Genomic DNA, 25386 nt, shown 5'->3' with positions numbered 1-25386 from the left:
AGGTCCGCCCTCGAGGTCGCCTGCCGTCCGGCATCGTCCAGGATGCGTGCGAGCAGCGTGACGACGCGGGCTCGTCGCGGTTGGTGACGTAGCGGTAGACCGCAACCGGGCGCACGCTTGGACCTGAGAGCACTGCTCTCACTCCTCCTCCCGAAAGGCACGTCATGACCACCTACATCGTCACCGGAGCAGGACCGGTCGGATGGACCGTCGCCGAGCAACTCGCGGCACGGGGTGATTCGGTACGCATCCTCACGCGGTCCGGCAGCGGCCCCGATCATCCGCTCATCGAGAGGCGTCGAGTCGACGTGTCCGACGCAGCCCTCCTCGCGTCCGCCATCGCCGGAGCCTCCGCCATCTTCCACTGCGTCCACGGCAGCTCCTACAGCGCCGACACCTGGAAGCGCGAACTCCCCACAGCCGAGGCCGTGGTGCTCGAGGCAGCAGGCCGGCAGGGCGCCGTCGTCGTGTTCCCCGAGAGCCTGTACTCGTACAGCCACCCCGAGAGCGTCATGACGGAGGACAGTGAGCGTTCAGCCGCGGGCGGCAAGCGCGGAGTCCGTACCGCCCTCCTGGCCGCGAGGGCGGCGTCCTCGACCGACACCGTCTCCGTGGTCGCGTCCGACTTCTTCGGCCCCCGGGTCCGGATGGCGCACGCCGGTGAGCGGATGGTGCCCGCCGTACTGGGCGGGAAGCGGATCCAGGTCATCGGCAACCCCGATGCCCCGCACTCGTTCACCTACGTCCCGGATCTTGCGGCCGCCATGATCGCGGCCGCGGACCTGCCGCGTACGCGGAACCGGGTGCTGCATGCCCCGACCCTTCCCGCACTCACCCAGCGCGCGCTCGCCGAGGCGGTCGCGACCACCGCCGGGATCGGCGCGCCCCGGCTGACCGGCACGCCGGGCCGGCTGGTGCGTGCACTCGGCGTCGTGATGCCGTCCATGCGGGAGCTGGGCGAGCTGTCCTACCAGTTCGACCGGCCGTTCGTCCTGGACTCCTCGGCATCGGAGCGGGTGCTGGGCCTGTCACCCACTCCGCTGGATACCGCCGTCGCGGAGACGGTGCAGTGGTGGCGCGGTGAGCCGGCCGCCGCCTAGGAACCCTGCCCGGGCCGGGACGGTACGTACCCGAGGACCTTGTCGACGACGCCGGGCAGGGGCCGCCCCTCCACCCAGAGCAGGAAGTTCCGCTCGAACTGCACGGCGAGGTCGTCCAGCCAGGAATCGGCATTGCTCGCCATGTGCGGGGTGACGAGCACCGTCGGCAGGGACCACAGCGGATGGTCCGGGGGCAGCGGCTCGACGGCGACGGTGTCGAGGACAGCGCCCGCCAGCGTCCCGGTCTGCAGGCTGTCCACGAGGGCCGCCTCATCCACGAGCCGGCCGCGGCCCACGTTGATGAGGACGGCGGAAGGCTTCATCGCCCCGATCACGGCGGCGCTCACGAGGTTCTCGGTGGCAGGGGTCAGCGGCGCCACGAGGACGACCCAGTCGAAGCCGCCGACCACGGAGGCCAGGTCGGCGGAAGCGTGCACGGAGCCGAAATCGTCGTCGTGCTCCGCCGCCGTCCGCCCCGCCCCCTCGACGTGCACCCCCACGGCCTTCAGGAGCCGCGCGGTGTGCCGGCCGATGCTGCCCGTCCCCACGACCAGGGCCCGGGAGCCGGCGATGTTGCGGCCCTCGCGCCACACCCACCGGGCGTCCCGCTGCTGGTCGTGCAGCGGACCGAAGCCTTTCGCGGCGTACAGCATGGCGCCGAGGACGTACTCCGCCATGGGCTGGTCGAAGATGCCGTGCGCGTTGGTCACCACGACGTCGGACGCCACGAGTTCCGGGAAGAGGAGCTTGTCCACCCCGGCTGCGGCCACGTGCAGCCAGCGCAGGGAACCGGCCGCATGCCACGCGGCGGGCAGGGCCCCGGAGAAGTAGTCCCAGAGGTAGAGCACGTCGGCGCCGTCGAGGGCCCTGTCCAGTGTCGGCGCCTGCGCCACCCGCACGTCGGCGAGTTCCGCGACGCGCTCGAGTCCCCGCACCGGCCGTTCGCCCTCGAGCACCGCCACCACGGGCCGCCTAGTCACCGGCCTGCTCCGATCGGTGCCCCACGGCCCCGCTGGTCGGCAGGGCGGCATCCGGCATGCGTCCGGCTGCCGTGTCGTCCGACGGGTTGGCGGGGACCGCATCGGGATTCCCGGAGGCGACGCCGGTCTCCGGCCGGTTTTCGATGGACAGGTCGCGCAGGTACCGAAGCACCACGATGGCCACCGCGGTCGTCGGGACGGCGAGGAACGCCCCGATGATGCCGAACAGCGTGCCGCCCGCCGTGACGGACGCCAGGACGACCGCCGGGTGGATCTCGAGCGTCCGCCCCACGAGCAGGGGCTGGATGAAGTTGCTCTCGAGCTGCTGCACGAGCACCACCAGCCCGAGCACGATCAGGGCCGTGAGCCACCCGTAGGCGAGGAAGGCCACGAGGGTCGCGACGAGGCCGGAGACGATGGCTCCGACCACCGGGATGAATGCGGAGAAGAACACCAGCACGGCCAGCGGGATGGCGAGCGGGATGTGCAGCAGGACGAGGCCCAGCCCGATGAACACGGCGTCCACCAGCGCGACGGTCGCCTGCGCGAAGATGTAGGAGGACAGCGTCTTCCAGGAGCCGCTCGCGATCGTGGAGGCATGGGCGTAGGCCGTGGAGTTGGTCCAGCGGGACGCCCACGGCAGGAAGCGGTCCCCGTCCTTGAGGCAGAAGAACGTGAAGACGAGTGCCAGCAGCACGACGACGGTTCCCGAGGTCAATTCGCTCAGGCCCGTGGTGATGCCGGTGACGACGTTCCCGACATTCGCCTGCAGTTGCCCCAGGGCGGTGTCGACGATGCCGTCGAGGTTCGCCGCATCCAGGTTCAGCGGCGGACGCGCGATGAAGTCGATGAGGTCAGCGACGTTGTCCCGGGCCAGACCCGAGAGATCGGTGATACCGCTCGCGATGGACGGGACGGTCAGAGCACCGATCCCGACGACGATGCCGATGAACCCGAACAGCGTCACGAGCGCGGCGAGGACCTTCGGGAGGCCCCTGCGGAGGAACCGGTTGACCGGCCAGAGGACCGAGGCCAGCAGCAGCGCGAACAGCGTCGGCAGGATGATCGACCACAGCGCCCGGGTGAGGTACCAGAGGATCACCAGGCCCGCGAGGACGACGATGCTGCGTCCCGTCCACGCGGCACTGACTCTGAGCCCGTCAGAGAAGGCGTGGGGCCGGAAGCGGCGGGCCACCGAGGAGCCGTGCGATTCGGTGGCGCCCGGCGCGGCGCGCGGCCTCCACCGCCGGGGGCGGACTGCGGCTGGAGAGGTGTCAGGGGAGTTCGCGCGTGTCACGTAGCCATCCTGCCCTAGTCCGGGACGCCCCGCGCCTGCAGGGAGGGCGGGGAGGGCGCTTGCGTGCCCCGCCCCCGCCGGACGGACGGCGGTGCGCCCTGCCCCGCCGAACGATGGCGAAGTGGGCTCCCGCCGTCCGGCGCGCTCCCATCCGACACCGGGACCGCCTGTCGCACAATGGGGGCATGAGGCGAGCAGCACTACCCGTCCGGCCCTCCCCCGCACGGGGCACCTTCCCGGTTCCGTCCCGGCGATCCCGCACCTGCACCGATGTGTGCAGCCCCTCGCGTAGGGGCGCGTAGTGGCGCCGCAGGAACGCGCCGTGGCCACCCGGTCGGCGATCATCCGCGCGGCTGCCGCTGTGTTCGAGGAGCATGGCTACGGCGGCACCTCCATTGCAACGGTGGCGACGCGCGCCGGGGTCACCAAGGGGGCGCTGTACTTCCATTTCGCTGCCAAGGAGGACCTCGCCATGGCCGTGATCGGGGAGCAGCAGGCCATCGCCTCGGCGGAGGGCGCCCGGGTGCACGCCCTGGGACGGCCCGCCCTGGAGACGATGATCCTGATCGGTCGCGTTTTCGCGCTGCAGCTCATCGAGCATTCGGTCATGCGCGCAGGGGTCCGGCTGATGTTCGAGGCATCGGCCTTCGGGCACGATGTCCATCAGCCGTACCTCGACTGGACCTCCCGGTTCAGCGAGTTCGCGCGCACGGCCATCCAGGACGGCGACCTGCGTCCCGACCTCGACGCCGAGGCGTTCGCCCGTCTGGTCGTCGGCGCCTACACCGGGGTGCAGATGGTCTCGAACATCCTTACCGGCAGGGCGGACGTCCTCGACCGGCTCGGCGACCTGTGGGAGATGCTGCTGCCGGGAGTTGTGGCCAGGGATCTGCAGGACGATGTGCCGCGATACGTGGCCCTCTTCCGCAAGGGCCTCGAATAAACCGGTCATACGGTTTTTTTCGGTGACCGTCGGGACTAGGCTGGGAAGTGGCAGGGCAGGGGCTCCGTGGGGGAGGTCCCTGCCGGACCCAAGGGTCCTGCCTGCGGGCTCCCCTCGGGTGCTAACGGCATCCCCGGGGCGCCCGCCTTTCCCGCTGCAGTTCCCGGAGCGACGGATATCGCAACCGGCCCCCTCCGCGGAGGATGCCGCACTAGGGTGGAGGAAAACCTCCGACCCCAGCAAAGGGAATCCATGCGCTACGTGAAACTCGGCTCCACAGGCCTCGACATCTCGCCGCTCGCCCTCGGATGCATGAGCTACGGCACCCCCGACCGCGGGAACCACGCATGGACCCTGCCCGAGGAGGAGAGCCGCCCCCTCATCCGGGCCGCCGTCGACGCCGGCATCAACTTCTTCGACACCGCGAACGTCTACTCGGACGGATCCAGCGAGGAGATCGTCGGACGCGCCCTGGCGGAGTTCACGCGTCGCGAGGACACCGTGATCGCGACGAAGGTCCACGGCCGGATGCACGAGGGGCCGAACGGCGCAGGGCTGTCGCGGAAGGCGATCCTGGCGGAGCTGGACAACAGCCTCCGGCGCCTGGGGACGGACTACGTGGACCTCTACCAGATCCACCGCTTCGACCCCGAAACACCCCTGGAGGAGACCCTCGAAGCGCTGCACGACGTCGTGAAGGCGGGCAAGGTCCGCTACATCGGTGCGTCGTCGATGTATGCCTGGCAGTTCTCGAAGGCGCTCTACCTGCAGCGCATCAACGGCTGGACCCGCTTCGTCACGATGCAGGACCACTACAACCTCATCAACCGCGAGGAAGAGCGCGAGATGTACGGGCTGTGCGCGGACCAGGGCATCGGCGTGCTGCCGTGGAGCCCGCTCGCGCGCGGCAAGCTCGCCCGGCCGTGGGACGAGACGACGTCGCGCTCCGAGTCGGACTCCTTCGGCAAGACCCTCTACGGCACGCTGGATTCCGACCGGCGTGTCTCGGACGCCGTCGGCGCCGTCGCGGAAGCGCGCGGTGTGCCCCGCGCCCAGGTGGCCCTCGCCTGGGTGTCGCGCAATCCCGTGGTGTCCGCGCCGATCGTCGGCGTGGGCAAGCCGCGCCACCTCGAGGACGCCCTGGCCTCGCTGGACCTCGAACTGACGGAGGACGAGGTCCGCGCCCTGGAGGAGCACTACGTTCCCCACGCGCTCGTCGGCTTCTGACCGGCACGCCATCCGGGACCGCGCGGTGCGGACGGGGCTCGACGCGCTTGCACGTGCCGCTGTCCCCCGGCCGGGCCACCCACGGTCGGCCCACCGGCAGCTGGCGTACTCCTGGCAGCCGCGGCACAACATGGCCCACGTGCAGCTCGTTCACCCGCAGAATGTTCAGCGTTTCGGCGAGCTCGGGGTGACCGTCAACGCGCAGGCGCTCCCACGGCCGGGTCCGCCCGCCTGACGCGATCGCCGGCAGGTACTCTGCGCGCAGGAACTCCCGCCGATCTCGCCGTGCTGTCGGCAGCCCCCTTCGGGCTGGACCCGGCCGGCCCGCGCACGGTCGGGGCGGACCTGACCGTCGTGGGTGGGCGCGTGGTCTTCGAGCGGAAGGGCACCGTTGCAGGGTCCGTAGCGCGGGTCCGTTCGGACTTCAACAGCCTGTGCAGCGTCGGGGCCGTGCTGTAGGTTGTGTTCACCCCTGACCCGGAAGGTACACGATGACCATTTCCAGACGGCAGATTCTCGGTGGAGCAGGATTCCTGGCAGCAGCGGCAGCCCTCAATGGCTGTTCCGGGTTCTCGGGCGGAGGAAACAGCGACAGCGGGGAGGGCGGGGATAACACCCTCACGTTCACGACCTGGGGTAGTCCTGCGGAGGAGGAGGGTTTCAAGCGCGGTATCGCGGCCTTCGAAGGCGCCAATTCCGGCGTCAAGGTCGAGCTCAACCTCGTGCCCTACGAACAGATCTTCCAGAACATCGACGCGCAGTTGCAGGCCGGCACTGCACCTGATCTGTTCCGTGTGGACTACGGCACCATCGGCGCGTACAGCAGCCAGGACCAGCTCCTGGACCTCTCCAGCTACTTCGACACCGCAGCCGGCGAGGAGTTCCTGCCCGCGATGTGGCAGGCCGTCCAGTTCGACGACAAGCCCTACGGCGTGCCCCACCAGACGGACACCTCCGCCCTCGTCTACCGCACGGACCTCTTCGAGCAGGCGGGTATCACGAGCGTCCCTGACAGCCTGGATTCGGCCTGGACGTGGGACGAGTTCCGGCAGGTGGCCGAGCAGCTCCGGGGCTCCCTTCCCGATGACCTCTACCCCTTCGTGTACAACTGGCAGCTGGGCGGTTCCACCCGGTGGCTGAGCTGGTTGTTCCAGGCGGGCGGGCGGCTGTTCAATGACGACCTCACGGGATCGGCCATCGAGTCCGATGCCGGCACCAAGGCCCTTTCCTTCACCCAGGGATTCTTCACCGACGGCCTGGTTCCTCCGAGCAGTTCGGTGAAGTCCTCCACCTACGCCGACGGCGCGTTCTCCGCGGGTACCACCGCCATGGCCTTCGTCGGCAACTTCGTCCTTCCGAGCCTCGACGAGGCCGTCACCGACTTCGAGTGGAGCGCTACGTACCTGCCGCGCGACGAACGCGGAGCCTGCGATCTGGGTGGCAACGCCCTGGTGGCGACGAAGAACGCCCGCAATCCGGACCTCGCGGCCGATTTCCTGAAATTCATGACACAACCGGAGCAGATGTCCGACTTCTGTGCACGGGCCATGGAACTGCCGACCCTGAACAGCCTTGTGGGGACGAAACTGGACTACCAGACGAGGCCGGACATCGCGGGCATCTTCGTCGAGCAGGCGACCACCCTCGAGCCGGGTGACGTCGAGCAGCTCACCGCCCCAGCAATGGCCACGATCAACCCGAAGCTCCGGGACGAGCTGGAGGCCGCGTTCACGCAGGGGCAGCCGGTCGGGAAGACCCTGGCGAACATCGCTGCCGCCGTCGATGGAGCAGCCGGCTGATGTCCGCCGGCACCTCGTCCCGCGAGGAGTCGACCGACGATACCGGGCCGCCGCCCTCCCCGGCGATCACCCCTGCAGCGGCGCCGGGGAGGGCATCCCGGCGACAGCGGGCCACCCTCGCCGCCTACGGTTTCCTGGCGCCCAATCTCGTCCTCCTCGGAGTCTTCCTGTTCCTGCCACTGGCGTGGGCCTTCCTCATCAGCTTCCAGGAGTCCAACGGATTCGGCGCCAGCGGCTGGGTGGGGCTCGACAACTACCGGCGCCTGGTCACCGACCCCACGTTCTGGCGGTCGGCGCTGAACACGGCGACCTTCACGCTTCTCACCGTCCCGCTGAGCCTGGCCCTCGGACTCGGCCTCGCCGTCCTCATGAATTCCGTGCTCCCGGGTCGGAGACTGTTCCGCACCCTCATCTACCTGCCGATGGTCATTTCGGGAGTCGCCACCGCCCTCATGGGCGTCCTCCTGTTCGACGAGGCGACCGGCATCATCAACAAGCTCCTGCGCGGGGGCGGTCTGGCGGGCATCCCCTGGCAATCCCAGGGATCCGCCGCCTTCGCCTCGATCATCCTGGTGACGCTGTGGATCCGTGTGGGCTTCAACATGGTCATCTACCTGGCCGGGTTACAGGGCATCTCGCCGGAACTCTATGAAGCTGCACGGCTCGAGGGTGCGACTTCCTGGCAGCAGTTCCGCTACCTCACGGTGCCGCTCGTAGGCCCCTCCACCTTCTTCCTGCTGATCATGGACGTCATCTACTCGTTCCAGATCTTCGACACCATCTTCGTGATGACGGGCGGAGGCCCGGGCCGATCGACGTCGGTGCTGGTCACGTACGCCTACGAGAACGGATTCGTCACGCGCGACCAGAGCTATGCTGCGGCGATCGGCATCGTGATCTTCCTGCTCACCCTCAGCTTCACGGCAATCCAATGGCGCGGCAACCGCTCGCGCGACACCGTCGGATAGCCTTCCCCGATCACCACGACAGGACTCCCATGGCCCACCCACTCCCTCACAGGGGCGACGGCGCGTCCACCAGGACCGTCGGGCTCTCCACTGGACCGGATAGCTTCGCGCCCCGGGTGAAGCAGATTCGGCCTGCCCAGCGCGTGTCCGCCATCGCCCGCCTGGTGACCGCCGTCGTCGTCGGCCTCGTCATGATGTTCCCGCTGTACTGGATGGTCACCCTCGCCTTCTCACCGAATGCGGACGTCTTCAGCCGGGAATTGCGCATCTGGCCGTCCTCGTGGACGCTCGACAACTTCCGCACCATCTTCAGCAGCTTCCCCACCGCCACGTGGTTCGGCAACTCCGTGGTCATCACCGCCATCGTCACGGTCCTCACCGTCACGGGGAACCTGCTGGCCGGCTACGCCTTCGCGAAGCTCGACTTCCGCGGCAAGGGCACCCTCTTCCTGCTGGTGCTCAGCACCATGATGATCCCCGTGCAGGTCCTGATGGTGGCGCAGTTCCGGCTCGTCACCGAACTCGGCATCTACGGAACGTTCTGGGCCGTCATCCTCCCGTCGGCGGCCTCGGCGTTCGGCATCTTCCTCGCACGGCAGTTCATCATCGCGATCCCCGACGAGCTCATCGAGGCGGCGAAGGTCGACGGGGCGGGCACCGTCCGGATCTTCCTGCAGATCGTCCTGCCGCTGTGCAAGCCCCTCATCGCGGTCCTTGTGCTGCTCACGGTGATGTACCAGTGGAACGACTTTGCGTGGCCGTTGATCGCCCTCAAGGACAGCCAGCTCTTCACGCTGCCCATCGGTCTCCTGTACCTGCGGGGACAGTACGGTGCGGACTATGGAGCCATCATGGCCCTGGCGCTGGTCTCCATCACGCCGATCATCGTCATGTTCCTCGCATTCCAGAAATACTTCGTGCAGGGTCTCGCGCGGAGCGGTATCCGCTAGCCCGGCGATCCGCGGCTGCAGCGGTGCCGCTGTACGAGTCGGTCGGCACCCTTCGCTAGGCTGGAAAGGAGCCACCGTTCCCCGTCGATACCGAGGAGATCCATGCGCCGCCCACCCAGTTCCCTTGCCCTGGCTGCCGGGCTGTGCGCGGCGGTACTCGCGTTGGCCGGCTGCACCGGCGGCCCGGCGCTCGGTCTCCTCGAGAAGGAACAGACCGAGCAGGACATCCTGACCATCCAGACGGACCTCGACGGCATCGACCTCGCCAGCACCCGCTTCCTTGCCGAACGCGACGGCGTCGAGTACTTCGCGGCCAGGCCGGTGGAGGGGAACGGGACCGGGGACACGGTCTGCCTGCTGGTCGAGGAGGGTCTCGGCGTGGGCCTGGAATGCGCCCCGCTCGAACGCGGAGCGGCCGGTGCCGCGATCCGCGACAGCAGGGTCACGGCCGTGCTGCTCCCGGACGACATGGACCGCGACGCGCTGACCGATGAGGGCTTCGAACTGCTGCACCCGAACCTCGCGGTCCGGCCGGCAGGCGCCGGGTAGGGACCACCCCCGGTGCACCCGTCACCGGTCGCCGTCCGACCGGTGCCTGCAGCCGCTGCGCTCCGAAGAAAGAGTGGACACCGCAGTCCCGCCCGCGCCTAGCATGGGAGGAGCAGACCGACCGGAGGAGGAGCCATGGCAGTTGCAGGGGATGACGGCGGCGAGATGATCGTCGGTGACGTGACGCACACGGGCGGCCGCGCGGTAGCGGTCGGGCTCTCCTCCTCGGCCGACGGCCAGGGCCGGCCGCTGATCAGCATCGGGTGGGTCGAGCAGGGCGAGCGCCTCGAAGTCAGCGTGGACGAGGCCGTGGCACTGAGGGACGAACTGACACGCATCATCAACGACGCAGACGACCGAGAGGCCTGAGCGCGGGTCTGCCAGGCCTGGATCTGGCTAGGCCTGGATCTGGGTCTGGCCCACGGTGATCCTGTGGTTCTCCTCGCACTGGAAGACGGCGAGGGTTCCGGCGGGAACCGGCCCCTCGGCAGGCCACTGGTCCTCCCCCAGTTCGATCAGCGCTGAACCGCAGCTCGGGCAACGTGCTTCCATGGCGAGTGTCCTTTCAGGTCGTCCGGCTGGTCCATCGACGGACCCGGCACCTCGTCCCAGTACACACGGCCTCCCCGGCGAACGCCACCGGATGATGGGACAGCTGCACGGACTGGACGGGCCGGCCAGACGCTAGGCCGCTCGGCGGAGCGCGCGCCAGGCCGCGGCCACGGCCAGGCCGGCCCCCGCCGCGGACACGACGGCGGTCCCCCAGGGGAACGGGGGCTTGCGGGCGATGTACCGCGTGGAGGGGTCCTCCCCGGACCGCATGATCGGCAGCAGCTCGACGGCGTGTGACGCCCGTGCCAGCGTCGAGCTGACCCGGTGGAGCACGGGGACGACGCGGTCGGGAGCACCGAGCAGTGCGGAGTCCACGACGTCGCGGCCGCGGTCGAGGACCGACAGCGGCAGGGCGGCGACGACGTTCCCGGGTGGGCGGCGCGCCACGACGGGGTGGGCGCGGGTGGGTGCGATGCGCCGTACCAGCTCCCAGAGGACGCCCAGCACCTGCAGTTCCCGGCGCGAGACCCGGGACTGGAGCCGGGGGAACAGGGCGTCTTCCTCGTCGCGCACGTCGTCGTCGAGCACCTCCATGAGACGCCCGAGGACGTCCGCCCGTTCCGGGGAGCCGTCCTCGAGTCCTTCGAGCTTCTTCACCAGTTCGTTCACTTCCTGGTGCTCGCGCTCGACCTCCAGGGTGAGTTCACCGCCGTCGGGCAGTACCCTGCGCAGAACGGGCCACAGGACGGATTCCTCCGCGAAGGCGTGCGGGAACACGAGGCGGTAGATGTCGAGCAGCACGCCGGCCTGGTCCTCGCCGGATGTACCGCGCAGCCTCTCGAGCAGCGCGCTGAGCTTCACGTGGTCCCGCTTCTGCCGCACGAGGACGCTGAGCGGTCCGCCGAGCTCGTCGGTGGTCTGGTCTGCAACCGAGGTGTACACGGGTTCTCCTAGGGCGCGGCGGGGCGGCAGGCTTCCCCTCCATCTGTACGCGCGCACAGCCACCGGGTACAGGCGCGCCCTCCCCTGTCGCCGCTCGGTGCCGGTGCCTATAATCGGGCGAGCCTCGCGGAAGGACGCAGACGACATGGACCTGGTGGAACAGGCGGCCGCCCTCTACGCCCTGCCGCTCGATCGCTTCACGGAGGAGCGGAACGCCGCCGCGAAGAAGGCGACGCAGGATGGCGACAAGGAACTCGCCGCAACACTGCGCAAACTGCCCAAACCTGCTTCGGCCGCATGGCTCGTCAACGTGCTCGTCGACCGCCGCCGTGAGGAGGTGGAGCAGGTGCTCGAACTCGGTGCCTCCCTCAAGGAAGCGCAGGCCAGCCTCGACCGGGCGCAACTGCATGCGCTCGGCCAGCAGCGCCAGCGTCTCCTCGCCGCCGTCGCCCGTCAGTCCCTCGATGCCGCCGCAGACATGGGGCACGACGTCGGGCCCGCCGCCCTGCCGGGCGTTGAGCAGACCCTGCGGGCCGCCCTGGCCGACCCGGCGGCTGCCGCAGCAGTGCTCACGGGGAGGCTCGTCCGGACGCTCGAGGCCACCGGCTGGGATCCCGTGGACCTCGAAGGCGCCGTTGCCGGCCCCTTCACTCCCCCTCTCCAGGGCGGAGACACGACCGGGACGGAGGACGGCCTGCCGGACACCCGGGCGGGGCACCCGACGACAGCCCGTCAGCGCAGGGACGCCGAAGCACGGCTCTCCGCGGCACGGGAGGCACGCGCCGCCGCCGAGGACGCGGCGGCGGACCTGCTACGGAAGTCGCAGCGCCTCACCGTCCGGAGGGACGGGCTGACCGCTTCTCTAGAGGACCTCGAGGAGCGCCTGGATGCGCTCCGGCGGGAGCTCGCCGACCTGGACGCCGAGGCTGCAGCCCTCGACCGGAAGGTGTCCGAGGCGACCCGCTCGGTCGCTGAGGCGAAGGACGAGGAGGAATCCGCGGAATCCGACGCCGCAAGCCTCGACGACTGAGGAATTCCGGCTCCACCACCGCGCCCACGGCGTAGTCTATGAGGGACATCAGCTGTATCCGCCTGGCCGAGGGAAGAGCTGTGACTGAGCAGGAACTACTGAGCGACGTCAATGACGAGCTGTTCTCCCTCCTGACCGAAACGGCGGGCATCCAGGAGTTCCTCGACGGGTTCGCCGTGGCGGCCGCCCACCGGCTCTCCGGGGAGCATTCGGCGTCCTGTGCCATCACCCTGGTCCGGCGGAAGAGGGCCGGCACGCTGGCGGCAAGCGACGCGATCGCCCGCACGGCGGACGAGTTCCAGAACCGCTTCCAGGAGGGCCCGTGCCTCGAAGCCGCCGTGACCCAGCACTCCGTGTACTGTTCCGACACCCTGGTGGATTCGCGGTGGCCCGGTTACCTCAAGCGCCTGGACACCGGGCGGATCCGGTCGATCGTCGCCGTCCCCTTCGCCCTCGAGGACAGCGGACACGCAGCCTTGAATCTCTACTCCGCACAGCCCGACTCCTTCTCGCCGGCGACCATCAGGGCTGCGGAAGCGCTCGCAGAGACCGCGTCCTCGTCCCTCAGGTTCGCCATCAGGGCAGCGTCGCTGGACGATGAAGCGCACAACCTCGAAGCTGCACTGGCCTCGCGGCAGACCATCAACACAGCCGTCGGGATCATCATGTTCCAGAACAAGTGTTCGCAGGCCGAGGCTCTCGCGATCCTGCAGCGCGCATCCAGCAGCAGGAACATGAAGCTGCGGTTGGTCGCCGAACACGTTGTGGCGTCGATCGCCCCCCTGGGAGACGGCTCTAGGACGTCCGTTCTGAACCGTCCTGAACCGTCCTGAACCGTCCTGAACCGTCCTGACCGTCCGCTCCGGACGGTCAGTCGAAATGCGTGGTCACGGGTGCGTCCACGGTGCTGGTGAGGACATTCAGGGCGAGGTCGCGGAGCTTCATGTTGCGGGCAGTGGATGCCGCCCGAAGAATCTCGATCGCTTCGTCCTGGCTGCACCGGTTCTGGGACATGATTACGCCTGCCGCCAGGTCGATGGTCGTGCGGGACTCCATCGCGGCGGCGAGGTGCTCTGCCCTGTCCGTCAGCCTGGCAAGGCGGATCGCAAGCCGCAGCGGCGTCGATGCCTCTCCGGCGAAGCGTTCCGCGAGTTCGACTTTCTCCTGGGGGAAAGCGCCCGGCTGGCGTGAGTAGTAGGTGACAACGGCCTTCTCCGGCCCGTCCAGGCGGATCGGAACACTCAGGGCCGAACGGATGCCCTTCTGCAGGGCTGCCGAACTGTAGAGCGGGAACGTGGCGTCGACACCCGAATCCTCGACGCCGACGGCGCTTCCCGTAGTGGCGGCCTTCATGCACGGGCCGTCGTCGAACCGGCACTGGATGTCTGCCAGGCGACGCGCGGTCTGGCTCGTGCCCGCGATCGTGGCCTTGGTACGGGGCCGCAGGAGGATCACGCTGGCGAGGATCTCGAGGTGCCCGCCCGACAGCGCCGGCGCAGCAGCCTCGACAAGCCCGCCGAGGAACTCGTCGAGACCTCCGCTGGCGAGCAGCAGGTGCTCGAGCAGGCTTCCTGCCTGCACCTCCGGCCGGACGCTGAGACCGTCATCCATTGCACATTCCCCTTGAATTACGTGCGAGCAAGGCAGGCACGGCGAGAAGGAAAGCTGCTGGCTGCTGAACAACTGGACTCAATGGTAGCCAGCCCAGCGCTCCCGCGACAGGCGAGTCCGCCGATTGGCGCCAGCCGCGGCGATCGGCGGCGGAATCGAGGCAATTTGCCTCGCTTGCCCGAGTTGACTATCTTGAATGGGTCTAGAAGTGGGCGCTGATGATTGCCGGTGCACCCGGCGCCAGGACTTTTCGAGGCTTATCTTGGATTCTGAGCCCAACCTCAACGAACTCGCAGTGGTCTTCGGTCGCGTTCGCGGACTCCTGCTCACCGAAGAAACCGTGCAGCATGCCGTGGACCTCCTCGCCGAAGCGGCTCGGGACCTGATCCCGGGCGCCGTCGGAGCAGGCGTCTCCCTGATCCACCATGGACAGCGGACGAGTACCGGCGCCACCGACACCTTGGTTCGACGTGCAGACGAACTGCAGTACGAACTGTCCGAAGGCCCCTGCCTCAGCGCGTGGTCGACCAGCGCCCCCGTCCGGACGGACGACACCACCACACCGGACCAGCGCTGGCCCCGATGGGCTGCCGCCGCGGCCGAGATGTCGGTACGGTCCTGCCAGAGCGTGCCGTTGATCCAGGGCCGCACCACGATCGGCGCCATGAAGGTGTACTCCACCGAGGCCGGCGCTTTCGACGAGACCACCGAGCGTGCCCTCACCCGCTTCTCGGTTCCCGCCGCCGCGCTGCTGAGCCACGTGCAGACCACGGACACGCCCCAGCAGATCCGCTCCGAGCTGGCGGCCGCCCTGCAGATGCGCGACCGCATCGGCATGGCGAAGGGCATACTCATGGCGCAGCTCGGCGTCGATGATCGCAGCGCCTTCCGCGAACTGGTGGCACGCGCCGAACAGGCCCGGCGCTCGGTCGCGGACGTCGCGTCGGAGCTGACCGGAGGGTCGACGGCGGCTTCCTGACGCTGGTCCACCCGTCCCGGCGTCGCTGTCCCGGCTTCGTCCCGGCGTCGCCGCTCACGGCTTCACTATCGCCCGGCGGGTGCTGGACCTCGGCGTCGCTGTCTCCCGGCTTCACCGCTTCTCGGCGGGGTGCTGAAACCTTCACGGTTTCAGCACCCCGCCGTCGTCAGCGCAGTCCCGCCGCGGGGCCGACGAGCGAGACGATGTTCCCGAGCAGCGCCGCGTTGAAATCGACGCCGAGCTGGTTCGGGATGGTCACCAGGAGCGTGTCGGCGGCCTGCACGGCGGCATCGGCCGCGAGCTGCTCCGCTATGACGTCCGGAGGACCGATGTAGCTGCGGCCGAACCGGGACCGGGCGCCGTCCAGGATCCCGACCTGATCCGTCGACTCGCGCTGTGCGCGGAGGCCGAAATAGTACTCGTCGGTCTCGCTCACGATGGGCAGGATGCTGCGGCTCACCGAGACCCTCGGCGACCACGCGTGTCCGGCCCCGGCCCACGCCTTGCGGAAGACTTCGATCTGTTCGGCCTGGAGCTCGTCGAACGGTACTCCCGTGTCCTCCGTCAGGAGCGTGGAGCTCATCAGGTTCATGCCCTGCTCCCCCGCCCACTGCGCGGTGGCCCTCGTGCCGGAGCCCCACCAGATGCGCTCGGGCAGCCCCGGCGAGAGCGGGTCGATCGCCAGCTTTCCGGTGCTGCCGGTCATGCGCGGGTTGGCGTCGGCGATGCCGTGGCCCGCGATCGCCCGTCGGAACAGCGCGGCCTTGTCGCGTGCCAGGTCGGCGTCGGTGGAGCCCTCCTCAGGGAGGTAACCGAACGTGTGCGAACCGTCGAGCGCGGTCTCCGGTGATCCCCTGCTGATGCCGAGCTGCAGGCGCCCGTTGCTGATGAGGTCGGTGACGGCGGCTTCCTCCGCCATGTAGAGCGGGTTCTCGTAGCGCATATCGATCACGCCGGTACCCAGCTCGATGGTCTTCGTCCGCGCGGCCATCGCGGCCAGCAGGGGGAAGGGCGCCGAGTACTGCGGCGCGAAGTGGTGGACGCGCATGTACGCGCCGTCCACACCGAGTTCCTCCGCTGCCACCGCGAGCTCGACGGCCTGCACCAGGGACTCGCGTGCGGTCGGCACCAGCGAACCACGGACGTCCTGGTAGTGGCCGAATGACAGGAAACCGATCTTCTTCATGCCCCGTGAAGCGCTGGGGAGCGTCCCGGCATTCCCCCCTCCGAGGTCAGCCCCGTAACTGCCGGCCGTACCTGCCGGCTGTACCGAGCGGTTGCACCGGCTGCGCCGGCGTGGCCCAGGGTTGCCTAGTTCAGCGGGTCCGGCCGGACGCGCACAGGGGCGAGCCCGCGCACCAGCACGACGGCGGTCAGCGCACCGGCCGCCATGATCGACGCGAGCACGACGATCTGGAAGCGGCCGGCCTCGAGCGGCGAGATCCCTCCGAAGATGGCACCGACGAAGGCACCCGGGAGCGTGACGAGGCCGGTGGTCTTCGTCTGGTCGGTGGACGGGATGAGCGCCGAATGGACGGCGGCCCGCGCCATGTCCAGGGTGGCCTGCCGCGGCCGCGCCCCCAGCGCCAGCCAGCCCTCCACCTCGTCCCAGCGTTCCAGGGTCGATTCCCGAAGACGGCGTCCGGCGAGCGTCGCGATGGACATCGTGTTGCCGATGACGATGCCGCCGAGGGCGAGCAGGTAGCGCGGTTCCGCGAGGATCGCTCCCGTGGCGAACACGACGACGAGGGCCACGACCACGCCCAGCCCCATGCCGAGGACCACCAGCGCGGCGTGGGGACCCGTGAATCCGATGCGCCGGGTCGCTGTCGCTGCGGCGACGGCGAACATGACGAGGAGCGCGCAGGTCACCCAGAGCGGACTCGTGATGACTCCTCCTAGGATGAGGCTGATCAGCCCGAGCTGCACCGCCCCGCGCAGGACGGCGAGTGCGGGAGCGAACCGGTGGGGTGACCGCGACCAGGTGAGGACGCCGACGGTGACCACCATCAGGAGCACGACGGCGCCCGCAGTCGGGGCGAGGGCGGCAAGGGTGTCCCGGATGGCAGTCACCCGGCCAGCCTAACGAGGACCTAGCACACCTACGCGGCACGTGCATGTCGCGTCGGAGGGCGGAACCACGGACCACAGGGCCATGCAAGACTTCGGCCATGACGATCCCCATCAAGGCCTACGCCCACGTCCGACTGACGGTCACCGACATCGATGCCTCCCGTGCGTTCTACGACTCGCTGTTCGCCCTTCCGGTCGCCTTCGAGGTGCCGGAAGGGGCTGACGAAGCTACCCGTGAGCAGCTCGGTTTCCTGTACGACGGCGTCATCTACCAGCTCGGAGACAGCCTGCTCGGGCTCCGGCCAGTGGCCGACGACACCTTCAGCGAAAACCGCGTGGGCCTCGACCACCTCTCCTTCCGCGTCGACGGACGGCAGGTACTCGACGACGCCGCAGCGCTGCTGGACGGCAAGGGCATCGGACATGGCGGAGTGAAGGACATCGGCGCGGCATACATCCTGGAGTTCCGGGATCCGGACAACATCGCACTCGAACTCTTCGCGCCGAAGGGCTAACCGCCGGCTCCGAGGCGTCTCGAGCGTTCCCCAGGAAAGTTCAGTGCCGGGGTAGCCAGCACCACTGACCGTGGCGCGGTGCTGGCCTTGCAGAGACGGCAGTCCGCTTCCGTTGGCGGGTACTCGGAATGGCGCGTTTCTACCCTTATTCTGTCGGTGGCGCGCGGGATGATGAGTCATGGAAGCGGTGGCGCAGCTGACGGATGAGCTCGATGAAGCTCTTGCCGAGCTCTCCTCCCTCGAGGCGGAGAAGGCGCGATTGCAGGCCTGCGTCGTCGTGGCCGTGGAGCGGGTCCGGTGCCTCATCGATCGCAGGGCCAGCGCACGTTTCCTGCAGTCGGCGCGGAACCGCGGCGGCAACCTGGGCGACACGCTGGCCGCGGCCGAGGTGGCCTGCCTCCTCCGCACGTCGGAGCGCAGCGCCTTCCGGCTGGTTCAGCAGGCCCAGATGCTCTGCACCTACCATCCCACCACGCTCGCGGCCCTGCGCGACGGCAGCATCTCCTGGAACCATGCCACAACCCTGATCCACGAATACACCGGGGTGCCTGCCGCGACTGCCCTGGCCGTGGAAGCCGCCTTGCTGCCCGTGGCGATACGCACGACGACGACGAAGCTGGCTTATCAGGCGCGTCGGCTCCGGAACCAATACCACCCGGACAGCATCGACCAGCGTGCCCGGTCTGCCGAGGCACGGCGCCGGGTTGAGATGGAACCGGACGACGACGCCATGGCCTGGCTCAGCGTCTACCTGCCCGCCACCTCGGCAACAGCGATCGACGCCCACCTGACCGGCGCAGCCCGGCAGCTGCAGGGGCCCGCCGAGCGCCGCACGCTGGCTCAGCTGCGCACCGACATCTTCGTCGACCTCCTGCTTCCAGTTCCTGCAGCCAGCCCCCGGCTGGTGCAGCCCGGTCCGGATGCAGAACTCCGGGGAGCATTCAGGGGTCCGCGTGCGCGTGCTCCCAGGGCATCCGGTGAGGGACACCCGCAGGCCGTGGATCACGGCGAGGATGCTGGCTGGGACGCCGGCGAGAATACCGGCGGTGCCGAGCCCTTGACCGCGACTCCTCTCCCTGACGGCCTGCGGGCGCACATCAACGTCACCGTCCCGGTCCTGTCGCTGCTCGGTGTCGATGATGCACCCGCCCAGTTGGAGGGCTACGGGCCGATTCCGGCCGAACTCGCCAGGCGCATCGCAGCTCATGCCCCCTCCTTCACGAGGCTCCTGACGCACCCGGAAACCGGCGCCGTCCTCAGCGTCGGCCGCACCACCTACGCCGTACCCTCCGACCTCAAGAACTGGCTGCGCGTCCGTGACCGTACGTGTCGACACCCCGGCTGCAACATCCCCGCCTCGCGCAGCGAGCTCGATCACACCACGCCGTGGGCGCACGGAGGCGGGACGAACCACGACAACCTGGCACACCTGTGCCGTAAGCACCACATGTTCAAGAGTGAAGGCCTCTGGCACTACGAACAGGCACGTCCCGGCGTGCTCACCGCGACGTCCATCGCAGGCCGAACCTACACCGCCACAGCCGACGACCCGCCGTTCTAGCTACCACTCACTAATCATCGATGTGAGCCGTGCCTGAGGGCGCGATGCCCGCGCGACGGCCGTGCATCACCGCCACGCAGAACGACGGCGGGCCACCCCTTCCGGAGTGGCCCGCCGTCGTGATGCCTGCAGTGCAGGGAACCGTCAGGGCAGCTTGACCGCCAGGACGTTGCACCGGGCGGACAGCAGGATGTTCTGCGCCGTCGAGCCCATGATCAGCTTGCCCACCGGCGTCCGGTGCCGCAGGCCGATCACGATCAGCTCGGCGTCCAGTTCCTCCGCTGTGTCCACGACCTCCTCGGCCGCGGTCGCTTCCGAGATGCTGTGCCGCACGGAGTAGCGTACGCCGGTGGCGTCGAGCATCTCCTCGAGCTTCGAGACGTCCGCCGAGTCGGCGTAGGCCGGGTTGACGAGCCGGTCGGCACGCGTGGTGTTGATGACCACGAGCTCCGCGTTCCGCCGTCGGGCCTCCTCGACCGCCTCGGTGACGGCGGCGTCGCCCAGGGCGTTGGGCACATAGCCCACGACGATGGTGCTCATCGGTCCGTATCCTCTCGGGTGGGTGCGGTCGCGGTGGGTGCAGCGGCGGTCGCGGCGGGTGCCACAGCGGCCTCGGGTGCTGCGGACCCGCGGACGACATCGGGTGCGTCGGCGTTCGCCGCGACCATCGCCTCGAACTGGCGCTGGCGGCGCTTGAGCAGGAAGGACAGCGCGAAGATGATGATCAGCACCACGTAGATCGTCGCGGCAACCGGCGACTGCACGAGGGCCACGGGATCGCCCTGCGAGATCGCGAGCGACCTGCGGAGCTGGCTCTCGAAGATGGGACCGAGGATCAGGCCCACCACCATCGGCGCGATCGGGTAGCCGAAGCGCCGCATGAAGAACCCGAGGACGCCGACGACCAGCAGGATGATCACGTCGATGGGCGTGAAGTTCACCGAGAACGCGCCCAGCACTGCGAACACCAGGATGCCCGCGTACAGGTAGGGCCGTGGGATCTGGAGGATCTTGACCCAGATGCCCACGAGCGGGAGGTTCAGCACGAGCAGCATCAGGTTGCCGACGTAGAGGCTCGCGATGAGTGCCCACACGAGTGCGCTGTTCGATTCGAAGAGCTGCGGTCCCACCGGGATCTGGTACCGCTGGAAGGCCACGAGCATCATGGCGGCGGTCGCCGTGGTCGGGATGCCGAGCGTCAGCAGGGGCACCAGGACACCGGCGGCAGCTGCGTTGTTCGCGGCTTCCGGGCCGGCCACGCCTTCGATGGCGCCCTTGCCGAACTGCTTCTTGTTCTCGCCCTTCGCGAGCTTGCGCTCGGATGCGTAGGACAGGAAGGTCGCGACGTCGGCACCACCGGCGGGGATAGTACCCACCGGGAAGCCGATCAGGGTGCCGCGGAGCCAGGGCTTCCAGGAGCGGCGGAGGTCGTCCTTGCGGAGCCAGCTCGTCCAGCCACCGGTCACCGGGATGACCTTGATGGGTCCGTGCCGGAGGCGGGACGCCACGTACAGTGCCTCGCCGACGGCGAAGAGACCGACGGCGACGAGGACGACGTCGATCCCGTCCGCCAGGAAGGGACTGCCGAAGGTGTAGCGCTGCTGGGCGGTGAGCGAGTCGAAGCCGACGAGCGCGATGAACAGGCCGAGGCCGAGCGATGCGAGGCCACGCAGCACGGACGAGCCGAGGAGCGCGCCGACGGTCAGGAAGGCCACGACCATGAGGGCCACGTACTCGACCGGACCGATCTGCACCGCGAACGCCGCGACGTAGGGAGCCAGGAAGCTGAGCAGGACGGTGGCGATGGTGCCCGCGACGAACGAGCCGACGGCAGCGGTGGCCAGCGCCGCCGCTCCCCTGCCGGCCTTGGCCATCTTGTTGCCCTCGAGCGCCGTGACGATCGAGGACGATTCACCGGGTGTGTTGAGCAGGATGGACGTGGTGGACCCGCCGTACATGCCGCCGTAGTAGATGCCGGCGAAGACGATGATCGCGGCCGTCGGCTCGAGGCTGTAGGTGATGGGCATGAGCAGCGCGACGGTCATGGCCGGGCCGATGCCGGGCAGGACGCCCACAGCGGTCCCGACGAGCACGCCGCCGAGTGCGAAGAGGAGGTACATGGGCTGCATCGCCGTGGCGAAGCCCTGCATCAGCATGAAGAAGTTATCCACCGAAGACACCGAACCCTTCGAGGAAGCCGGGAGGCAGCGAGACACCGAGGAGCCCGCCGAAGACGAATTGCAGCACCAGTGCCAGGAGGATGGCCGTGATGAGGTTGCGCCACCATGGGCGGGCGCCGAGGGACCAGGCTGCTCCGAAGAACAGGATCGCGGCGGCGACGGGCCAGCCGAGCGGCACGATGAGGAACGCGTGCAGCAGGACCAGTCCGGCGAGCTTGCCGACCGTCAGCCAGTCGGTGCTCGCGTCGAGGTCGACGTCCTCGCCCTCGTCAGCCGAGCCGCGGTGGCCGCGCAGGACCTGGATGACCAGGCCCGCGCCGACGACGACGAGCAGGGCCGACACGGCGAACGGGAAGGCGCGCGGCCCGATGTCGCTGGCCGAGGGCGGGGTCTGGATGCCCGCGCCCGCCACGAATCCGACAACGCCGATGCTGACGATGATGAGCGCGAAGATCAGCTCGCCGATCGGCCTCCCGGGAGCGGCGGCCGTGCCGCTCCCGGGGACGTTCTGTACTGAGGTACTCATGGGCTACAGCAGTCCGATGTCGGTGAGCGTGGTCTTGACGCTGGCGATGTCCTCGTCGAGGAAGCTCTGGAACTCCTCGCCGGCCAGGAACGCGTCCGACCAGTTGTTCTCTTCGAGGGTGGCCTTCCAGGTGTCGGTCTCGTGGAGGTCCGTGACGAGCGCCGTGAGCTTCTCGGCCTGCGCCTCGTCGATGCTGCCGGGGGCGACGACGCCGCGCCAGTTGGTCAGCACGAGGTCGATGCCCTCGTCCGTGAGGGTCGGGGTGTCGGGCAGCTGCGGGGCAGCCTCCTCGCCGGAGACCGCGAGGGCGCGCAGCTTGCCGGACTCGACCTGCTCCGCGTACTCGCCGACGCCGGAGATCCCGGCGTTGACCTTGTTGCCGAGGAGTGCCGCGAGGGATTCGCCACCGCCGGAGTAGGGGATGTAGTTGAGGTTGTCGGGCGCGATGCCGGCTTCCTTCAGGATGGATCCGGCGAGGATGTGGTCGGCGCCGCCGGCGGAACCGCCGGTGATGGAAACGCCCTGGCCCTTCGCCTGGATGTCCGACAGCAGGTCGTCGATGGTCTGGTAGGGCGAGTTCGCGGGAACCACGACCACGAGGGGCTCCTCGGTGAGGCGCGCGATCGGCGTCGTGTCCTCGATGCGGTTCGCCGCATTGTTGGTCTCCACGGCGCCGACCATCACGTACCCCATGACCATCAGGGTGTTGGGGTCGGTCTCGGTGGCGAGTTTCGCGAGGCCGTTGGTGCCGCCGGCTCCGCCGACGTTGACCACGGAGGCGCTGCCGACGAGCTCGTTCTCCTTGAGGTCCGTCTCCATGGCCCGGCCGGTCTGGTCCCAGCCTCCACCCGGATCGGCGGGAACCACGATGTTGAGCTTCTCGATGCTTCCCTCCTCGTCGGAGGCGGTGGTGCTCTGCGTCATCGAGCTGCAGGCCGAGAGGGCGAGGGCCGAGACGAGGGCGAGGGTTGTGAGGGTCGAACGGCGCGCCGTTGTGCGATCGATCATCGTGATGTTCTCTTCCTTGAGGTGTACTGCGGAATGTGTGATGCGTGTCACCACTGCTGTTTTCAGAGTAGGAAGGCCGCGAGCGGGCGGTAAAGCATGCGGTCGTAGTGCTCGTATTGGTCTTTGTGGTCACGGGATCCCTGGCGCACGCATGTGACGCGACACGCCGTGTCACACTAAGAGGATGATTCGAACGATGTCGCTTCGATCGCAGCTGTTCCTGCTGCAACTGGCCATCGTGCTCGTCATCGTCGCCGTGGCAGGCTCCACCGCCGTCACGATGCAGCGCCTGCAGATCCGTGAGCAGTACGAGGACCGCATGGTCGGGGTCGCCCAGTCGGTGGCGCAGCTGCCCTCGGTGGTCGAGGCCTTCGACCAGGCCGATCCCAGCGCCACCATCCAGCCCATCGCCGACCTCATCCGCCAGTCCACGGGCGTCACCTATGTGGTCGTCACGGACCGGCACGGCATCCGCTACTCCCACCCGAACCCCGAGCTGATCGGCGAGCCCGTCTCCACCGACCCCTCGATCCCGCTCTCGGGCGAGACCTTCGTGGGAACGCAGACCGGCACCCTGGGCAAATCCTGGCGCGTCAAGGTGCCCATCTACAACACCGACGGCGGCATCATCGGCACGGCCTCGGTGGGCACCCTCGAATCGGAGCTCGACGCCGACCTCTACGAGGACCTCCCCCGCCTGCTGGCCTGGCTGATCGTGGCGGCGCTCGTCGGATCGGCAGGGGCCATCTGGATCTCCCGGCTCGTGTGGCGGCGCATCTATCGCCTCGAGCCCGAGCAGATCGCCTCGCTCCTCGAGACCCGCGACGCCATGATCCACGGCATCAGCGAGGGCATGGTCGCCGTCGATGCGAACCACCGCATCGCGCTCCTCAACGACGAGGCGAAGAGGCTGCTGGCGCTCGACGACGCCGCCACGGGCCGGCTCGTGGAGGACGTCATGGAGCCGGCCCTCGCACGCCTCCTGACCGATCCCGCCGACACCGACGAGACCGTGCTGTCCGGCGAGCGCGTGCTCCTCGCCCGGACCTCCGATGCCCTGGTGGACGGCAGGCGCGTGGGCCGCGTCATGATCCTGCGCGACCGCACGGAGCTCTACCAGCTGCTCACGGACCTCGACGGTGAGCGCGATGTCACCCAGGCGCTGCGGGCCCAGGCGCACGAGTTCGCGAACCGCATGCACACCATCTCCGGGCTGCTCGAGCTCGGCCGCACCGAGCAGGCGGTCGATTTCATCTCCCGGTCGGGCCACGGGGGCTCGCTCGTCTCGGGGTCCATCGCACCCGGGATCCAGGATCCGGACGCCGCCAGCCTGCTCATGACCAAGAGCACCATCGCCGCCGAGAAGGGCATCACCCTGTCCATCGACGACACCTCAACGCTGGAGCCGGACGGGACCACCGACGTCGTCACGGTCCTCGGCATCCTCATCGACAACGCGATGGAAGCCGTCACGGGCAGCGGACGCCCCGACGGGCAGGTCGCCGTCCACCTGGACACAGCCGACGACGCCGTCCGCATCACCGTCTCCGACAACGGCCCCGGCATCGCCACAGAGGACATGGACGACATCTTCTCGTCCGGCTATTCCACCAAGGACGGCGGCCATACCGGTACGCGCGGCTTCGGCCTGGCGCTCGTGGACCGCATCACGCGCCGCCGCTCGGGACAGGTCGTCGTCGACGATTCCGAGCTCGGCGGTGCCGAATTCACGGTCTGGCTCGCGCCGTCACTCATCGACGCTCCACGTTCCACCCTGCAGGTGCCATGAGCGGCGGAACGTCCCGATGAAGCCTCTCGTGAATGCTGCCGCCCGTCCCCCGGCGGATCCTCCCCTGATCCCCACGTTGGTCGTCGACGACGACCACGAGGTCGCCGGGATCCACACCGGCTTCCTCCTCGCCCACGGCGCGTTCGACGTCATCGGTGCCGCCCACACGGGCGCGCGGGCGCTCGAACTCGCGGACGAGCTCCAGCCCCGGCTGGTCCTGCTGGACATCCACCTCCCGGACATGACGGGGATCGACGTGCTGCGGGCGCTGCGGAATCGGCCGGGCGAGCCCCTCGACGTCATCGCCATCACCGCAGCCCGCGAACTCGACGTCGTCCGTGCCGCGGTGGCGGGCGGGGTGCTGCACTACCTCGTGAAACCGTTCAGCGCGGCGGTGCTGAACCAGCGGCTGGACCATTACGTGGCGTACCGGCGGAACCTCGACACGCATGGGGCCGACGGTGCCGCGTCCCTCGACCAGGGCAGGATCGACGAACTGCTGCGGACGACGGCGGGGGCCGGCAGTGCGGCTGCGTCGCCCCGCGCAGCGACCATCGCAACTCCGAAGGGCCTGTCAGCCCCCACGCTCGACGCCGTGATGCTCGACCTCCGCAGCCACGGCCGGGGCACCTCGGCGTCCGACGTCGCCGACCGCCTCGGCATGGCCCGCGTCAGCGCCCGGCGGTACCTCGAATTCCTGGTCTCGCGGGGGCAGGCGCGGATCGTCCCGCAGTACGGTTCGGCGGGACGCCCGGAGAAGTTCTATGTGTGGACGGACGGCGCCCAGCGGGGGTGAGGAATAACCCC

At 69.0% G+C, this 25386-nt stretch carries 27 protein-coding genes; 16 read left to right on the top strand and 11 right to left on the bottom strand.

The genetic code is table 11. The features are described 5' to 3' along the window. Window positions 1-164 precede the first annotated feature (164 nt). Window positions 165-1100: an NAD-dependent epimerase/dehydratase family protein gene (locus P5G52_RS16255; RefSeq protein WP_301229442.1), complete on the top strand. Its 936-nt coding sequence runs from the start codon at window positions 165-167 to the stop codon at window positions 1098-1100. Here the strand turns inward: P5G52_RS16255 and P5G52_RS16250 are convergent. Both P5G52_RS16250 and P5G52_RS16245 read right to left on the bottom strand, forming a co-directional pair. After that, window positions 1097-2080, bottom strand: a complete 984-nt coding sequence (locus tag P5G52_RS16250; protein ID WP_301229440.1) for a D-2-hydroxyacid dehydrogenase — start codon at window positions 2078-2080, stop codon at window positions 1097-1099. The two genes, P5G52_RS16255 and P5G52_RS16250, sit on opposite strands and share 4 nt — an antisense overlap. Further along, window positions 2073-3377 carry an AI-2E family transporter gene (locus tag P5G52_RS16245; RefSeq protein WP_301229438.1) on the bottom strand — a complete coding sequence of 435 codons (1305 nt, stop codon included), beginning with the start codon at window positions 3375-3377 and terminating at the stop codon, window positions 2073-2075. Before P5G52_RS16245 ends, P5G52_RS16250 begins: the two co-directional genes overlap by 8 nt. Window positions 3378-3678: 301 nt before the next feature. On the opposite strand from P5G52_RS16245, the gene P5G52_RS16240 reads away from it, so the two are divergent. The 8 genes from P5G52_RS16240 to P5G52_RS16205 all read left to right on the top strand — a co-directional run bounded on the left by P5G52_RS16240 (window position 3679) and on the right by P5G52_RS16205 (window position 10182). Next, window positions 3679-4320 (top strand): ScbR family autoregulator-binding transcription factor, encoded by a 642-nt coding sequence (locus P5G52_RS16240; protein WP_301229436.1) that lies wholly within the window; start codon window positions 3679-3681, stop codon window positions 4318-4320. Between the two features lie 252 nt (window positions 4321-4572). Beyond that, window positions 4573-5547, top strand: a complete 975-nt coding sequence (locus P5G52_RS16235; protein ID WP_301229434.1) for an aldo/keto reductase — start codon at window positions 4573-4575, stop codon at window positions 5545-5547. A gap of 111 nt (window positions 5548-5658) precedes the next feature. After that, window positions 5659-6006, top strand: coding sequence for an amidohydrolase family protein (locus P5G52_RS16230; protein ID WP_301230171.1), 348 nt, complete (start codon window positions 5659-5661; stop codon window positions 6004-6006). 32 nt (window positions 6007-6038) lie between these two features. Beyond that, window positions 6039-7346 (top strand): ABC transporter substrate-binding protein, encoded by a 1308-nt coding sequence (locus tag P5G52_RS16225; protein WP_301229432.1) that lies wholly within the window; start codon window positions 6039-6041, stop codon window positions 7344-7346. Further along, window positions 7346-8314 (top strand): carbohydrate ABC transporter permease, encoded by a 969-nt coding sequence (locus tag P5G52_RS16220; protein WP_301229430.1) that lies wholly within the window; start codon window positions 7346-7348, stop codon window positions 8312-8314. The genes P5G52_RS16225 and P5G52_RS16220 overlap by 1 nt, the downstream gene beginning before the upstream one ends. Before the next feature lie 116 nt (window positions 8315-8430). Next, a complete protein-coding gene (locus tag P5G52_RS16215) occupies window positions 8431-9264 on the top strand; it encodes a carbohydrate ABC transporter permease (RefSeq protein ID WP_301229428.1) in 834 nt (277 codons plus the stop codon). A gap of 102 nt (window positions 9265-9366) precedes the next feature. Continuing rightward, window positions 9367-9813 (top strand): hypothetical protein, encoded by a 447-nt coding sequence (locus P5G52_RS16210; protein WP_301229426.1) that lies wholly within the window; start codon window positions 9367-9369, stop codon window positions 9811-9813. Between the two features lie 135 nt (window positions 9814-9948). Then, complete coding sequence (locus P5G52_RS16205) at window positions 9949-10182, top strand: hypothetical protein (RefSeq protein ID WP_301229424.1); 234 nt, start codon at window positions 9949-9951, stop codon at window positions 10180-10182. A 27-nt stretch (window positions 10183-10209) separates the two neighbouring features. Here P5G52_RS16205 and P5G52_RS16200 read toward each other — a convergent pair whose 3' ends face one another. Together P5G52_RS16200 and P5G52_RS16195 are read right to left on the bottom strand one after the other, a co-directional pair. Then, the gene (locus P5G52_RS16200; protein ID WP_167133955.1) at window positions 10210-10365 is read right to left on the bottom strand and encodes a hypothetical protein; all 156 of its coding nucleotides are present in this window, start codon (window positions 10363-10365) and stop codon (window positions 10210-10212) included. Between the two features lie 132 nt (window positions 10366-10497). Then, window positions 10498-11307, bottom strand: coding sequence for a hemerythrin domain-containing protein (locus P5G52_RS16195; protein WP_301229421.1), 810 nt, complete (start codon window positions 11305-11307; stop codon window positions 10498-10500). A 145-nt stretch (window positions 11308-11452) separates the two neighbouring features. Between P5G52_RS16195 and P5G52_RS16190 the strand changes: the two genes are divergently transcribed. Both P5G52_RS16190 and P5G52_RS16185 read left to right on the top strand, forming a co-directional pair. Further along, window positions 11453-12337 (top strand): transposase, encoded by an 885-nt coding sequence (locus P5G52_RS16190; protein ID WP_301229419.1) that lies wholly within the window; start codon window positions 11453-11455, stop codon window positions 12335-12337. Window positions 12338-12417: 80 nt separating this feature from the next. Then, window positions 12418-13170, top strand: a complete 753-nt coding sequence (locus P5G52_RS16185; RefSeq protein ID WP_301229417.1) for a GAF and ANTAR domain-containing protein — start codon at window positions 12418-12420, stop codon at window positions 13168-13170. A gap of 37 nt (window positions 13171-13207) precedes the next feature. Here P5G52_RS16185 and P5G52_RS16180 read toward each other — a convergent pair whose 3' ends face one another. Beyond that, window positions 13208-13948 (bottom strand): GAF and ANTAR domain-containing protein, encoded by a 741-nt coding sequence (locus P5G52_RS16180; protein WP_301229414.1) that lies wholly within the window; start codon window positions 13946-13948, stop codon window positions 13208-13210. Window positions 13949-14210: 262 nt separating this feature from the next. Between P5G52_RS16180 and P5G52_RS16175 the strand changes: the two genes are divergently transcribed. Next, complete coding sequence (locus tag P5G52_RS16175) at window positions 14211-14927, top strand: GAF and ANTAR domain-containing protein (protein ID WP_301229412.1); 717 nt, start codon at window positions 14211-14213, stop codon at window positions 14925-14927. A 166-nt stretch (window positions 14928-15093) separates the two neighbouring features. Here the strand turns inward: P5G52_RS16175 and P5G52_RS16170 are convergent, their stop codons facing one another. Together P5G52_RS16170 and P5G52_RS16165 are read right to left on the bottom strand one after the other, a co-directional pair. After that, window positions 15094-16113 (bottom strand): LLM class flavin-dependent oxidoreductase, encoded by a 1020-nt coding sequence (locus tag P5G52_RS16170; RefSeq protein ID WP_301229410.1) that lies wholly within the window; start codon window positions 16111-16113, stop codon window positions 15094-15096. 125 nt (window positions 16114-16238) lie between these two features. Next, window positions 16239-16937 carry an ABC transporter permease gene (locus tag P5G52_RS16165; protein WP_435868723.1) on the bottom strand — a complete coding sequence of 233 codons (699 nt, stop codon included), beginning with the start codon at window positions 16935-16937 and terminating at the stop codon, window positions 16239-16241. A 161-nt stretch (window positions 16938-17098) separates the two neighbouring features. Between P5G52_RS16165 and P5G52_RS16160 the strand changes: the two genes are divergently transcribed. Then, window positions 17099-17515: a VOC family protein gene (locus tag P5G52_RS16160; RefSeq protein ID WP_301229406.1), complete on the top strand. Its 417-nt coding sequence runs from the start codon at window positions 17099-17101 to the stop codon at window positions 17513-17515. A gap of 187 nt (window positions 17516-17702) precedes the next feature. Next, window positions 17703-19076 carry an HNH endonuclease gene (locus P5G52_RS16155; protein ID WP_301229404.1) on the top strand — a complete coding sequence of 458 codons (1374 nt, stop codon included), beginning with the start codon at window positions 17703-17705 and terminating at the stop codon, window positions 19074-19076. 144 nt (window positions 19077-19220) lie between these two features. Here the strand turns inward: P5G52_RS16155 and P5G52_RS16150 are convergent, their stop codons facing one another. Genes P5G52_RS16150 through P5G52_RS16135 form a run of 4 tightly spaced genes read right to left on the bottom strand, consistent with a single transcriptional unit; the run spans window position 19221 to window position 22841 of the window. Then, a complete protein-coding gene (locus tag P5G52_RS16150) occupies window positions 19221-19616 on the bottom strand; it encodes a universal stress protein (RefSeq protein ID WP_301229402.1) in 396 nt (131 codons plus the stop codon). Continuing rightward, window positions 19613-21247, bottom strand: coding sequence for a tripartite tricarboxylate transporter permease (locus P5G52_RS16145; RefSeq protein WP_301230169.1), 1635 nt, complete (start codon window positions 21245-21247; stop codon window positions 19613-19615). Before P5G52_RS16145 ends, P5G52_RS16150 begins: the two co-directional genes overlap by 4 nt. Further along, a complete protein-coding gene (locus tag P5G52_RS16140) occupies window positions 21240-21782 on the bottom strand; it encodes a tripartite tricarboxylate transporter TctB family protein (RefSeq protein WP_301229400.1) in 543 nt (180 codons plus the stop codon). Before P5G52_RS16140 ends, P5G52_RS16145 begins: the two co-directional genes overlap by 8 nt. A 3-nt stretch (window positions 21783-21785) precedes the next feature. Next, window positions 21786-22841, bottom strand: a complete 1056-nt coding sequence (locus P5G52_RS16135; RefSeq protein WP_301229398.1) for a Bug family tripartite tricarboxylate transporter substrate binding protein — start codon at window positions 22839-22841, stop codon at window positions 21786-21788. A 145-nt stretch (window positions 22842-22986) separates the two neighbouring features. Between P5G52_RS16135 and P5G52_RS16130 the strand changes: the two genes are divergently transcribed. Next, window positions 22987-24579 (top strand): ATP-binding protein, encoded by a 1593-nt coding sequence (locus P5G52_RS16130; protein ID WP_301229396.1) that lies wholly within the window; start codon window positions 22987-22989, stop codon window positions 24577-24579. A gap of 16 nt (window positions 24580-24595) precedes the next feature. Next, a complete protein-coding gene (locus P5G52_RS16125) occupies window positions 24596-25375 on the top strand; it encodes a response regulator (RefSeq protein ID WP_301229394.1) in 780 nt (259 codons plus the stop codon). The last annotated feature ends 11 nt before the right edge of the window (window positions 25376-25386 follow it).

The organism is Arthrobacter burdickii (genome assembly GCF_030433645.1).
Lineage (GTDB): Bacteria > Actinomycetota > Actinomycetes > Actinomycetales > Micrococcaceae > Arthrobacter_D > Arthrobacter_D burdickii.
The sequence above is the reverse complement of the archived record's forward strand: the minus strand, read 5'-3'. Positions and strand labels throughout refer to the sequence as shown.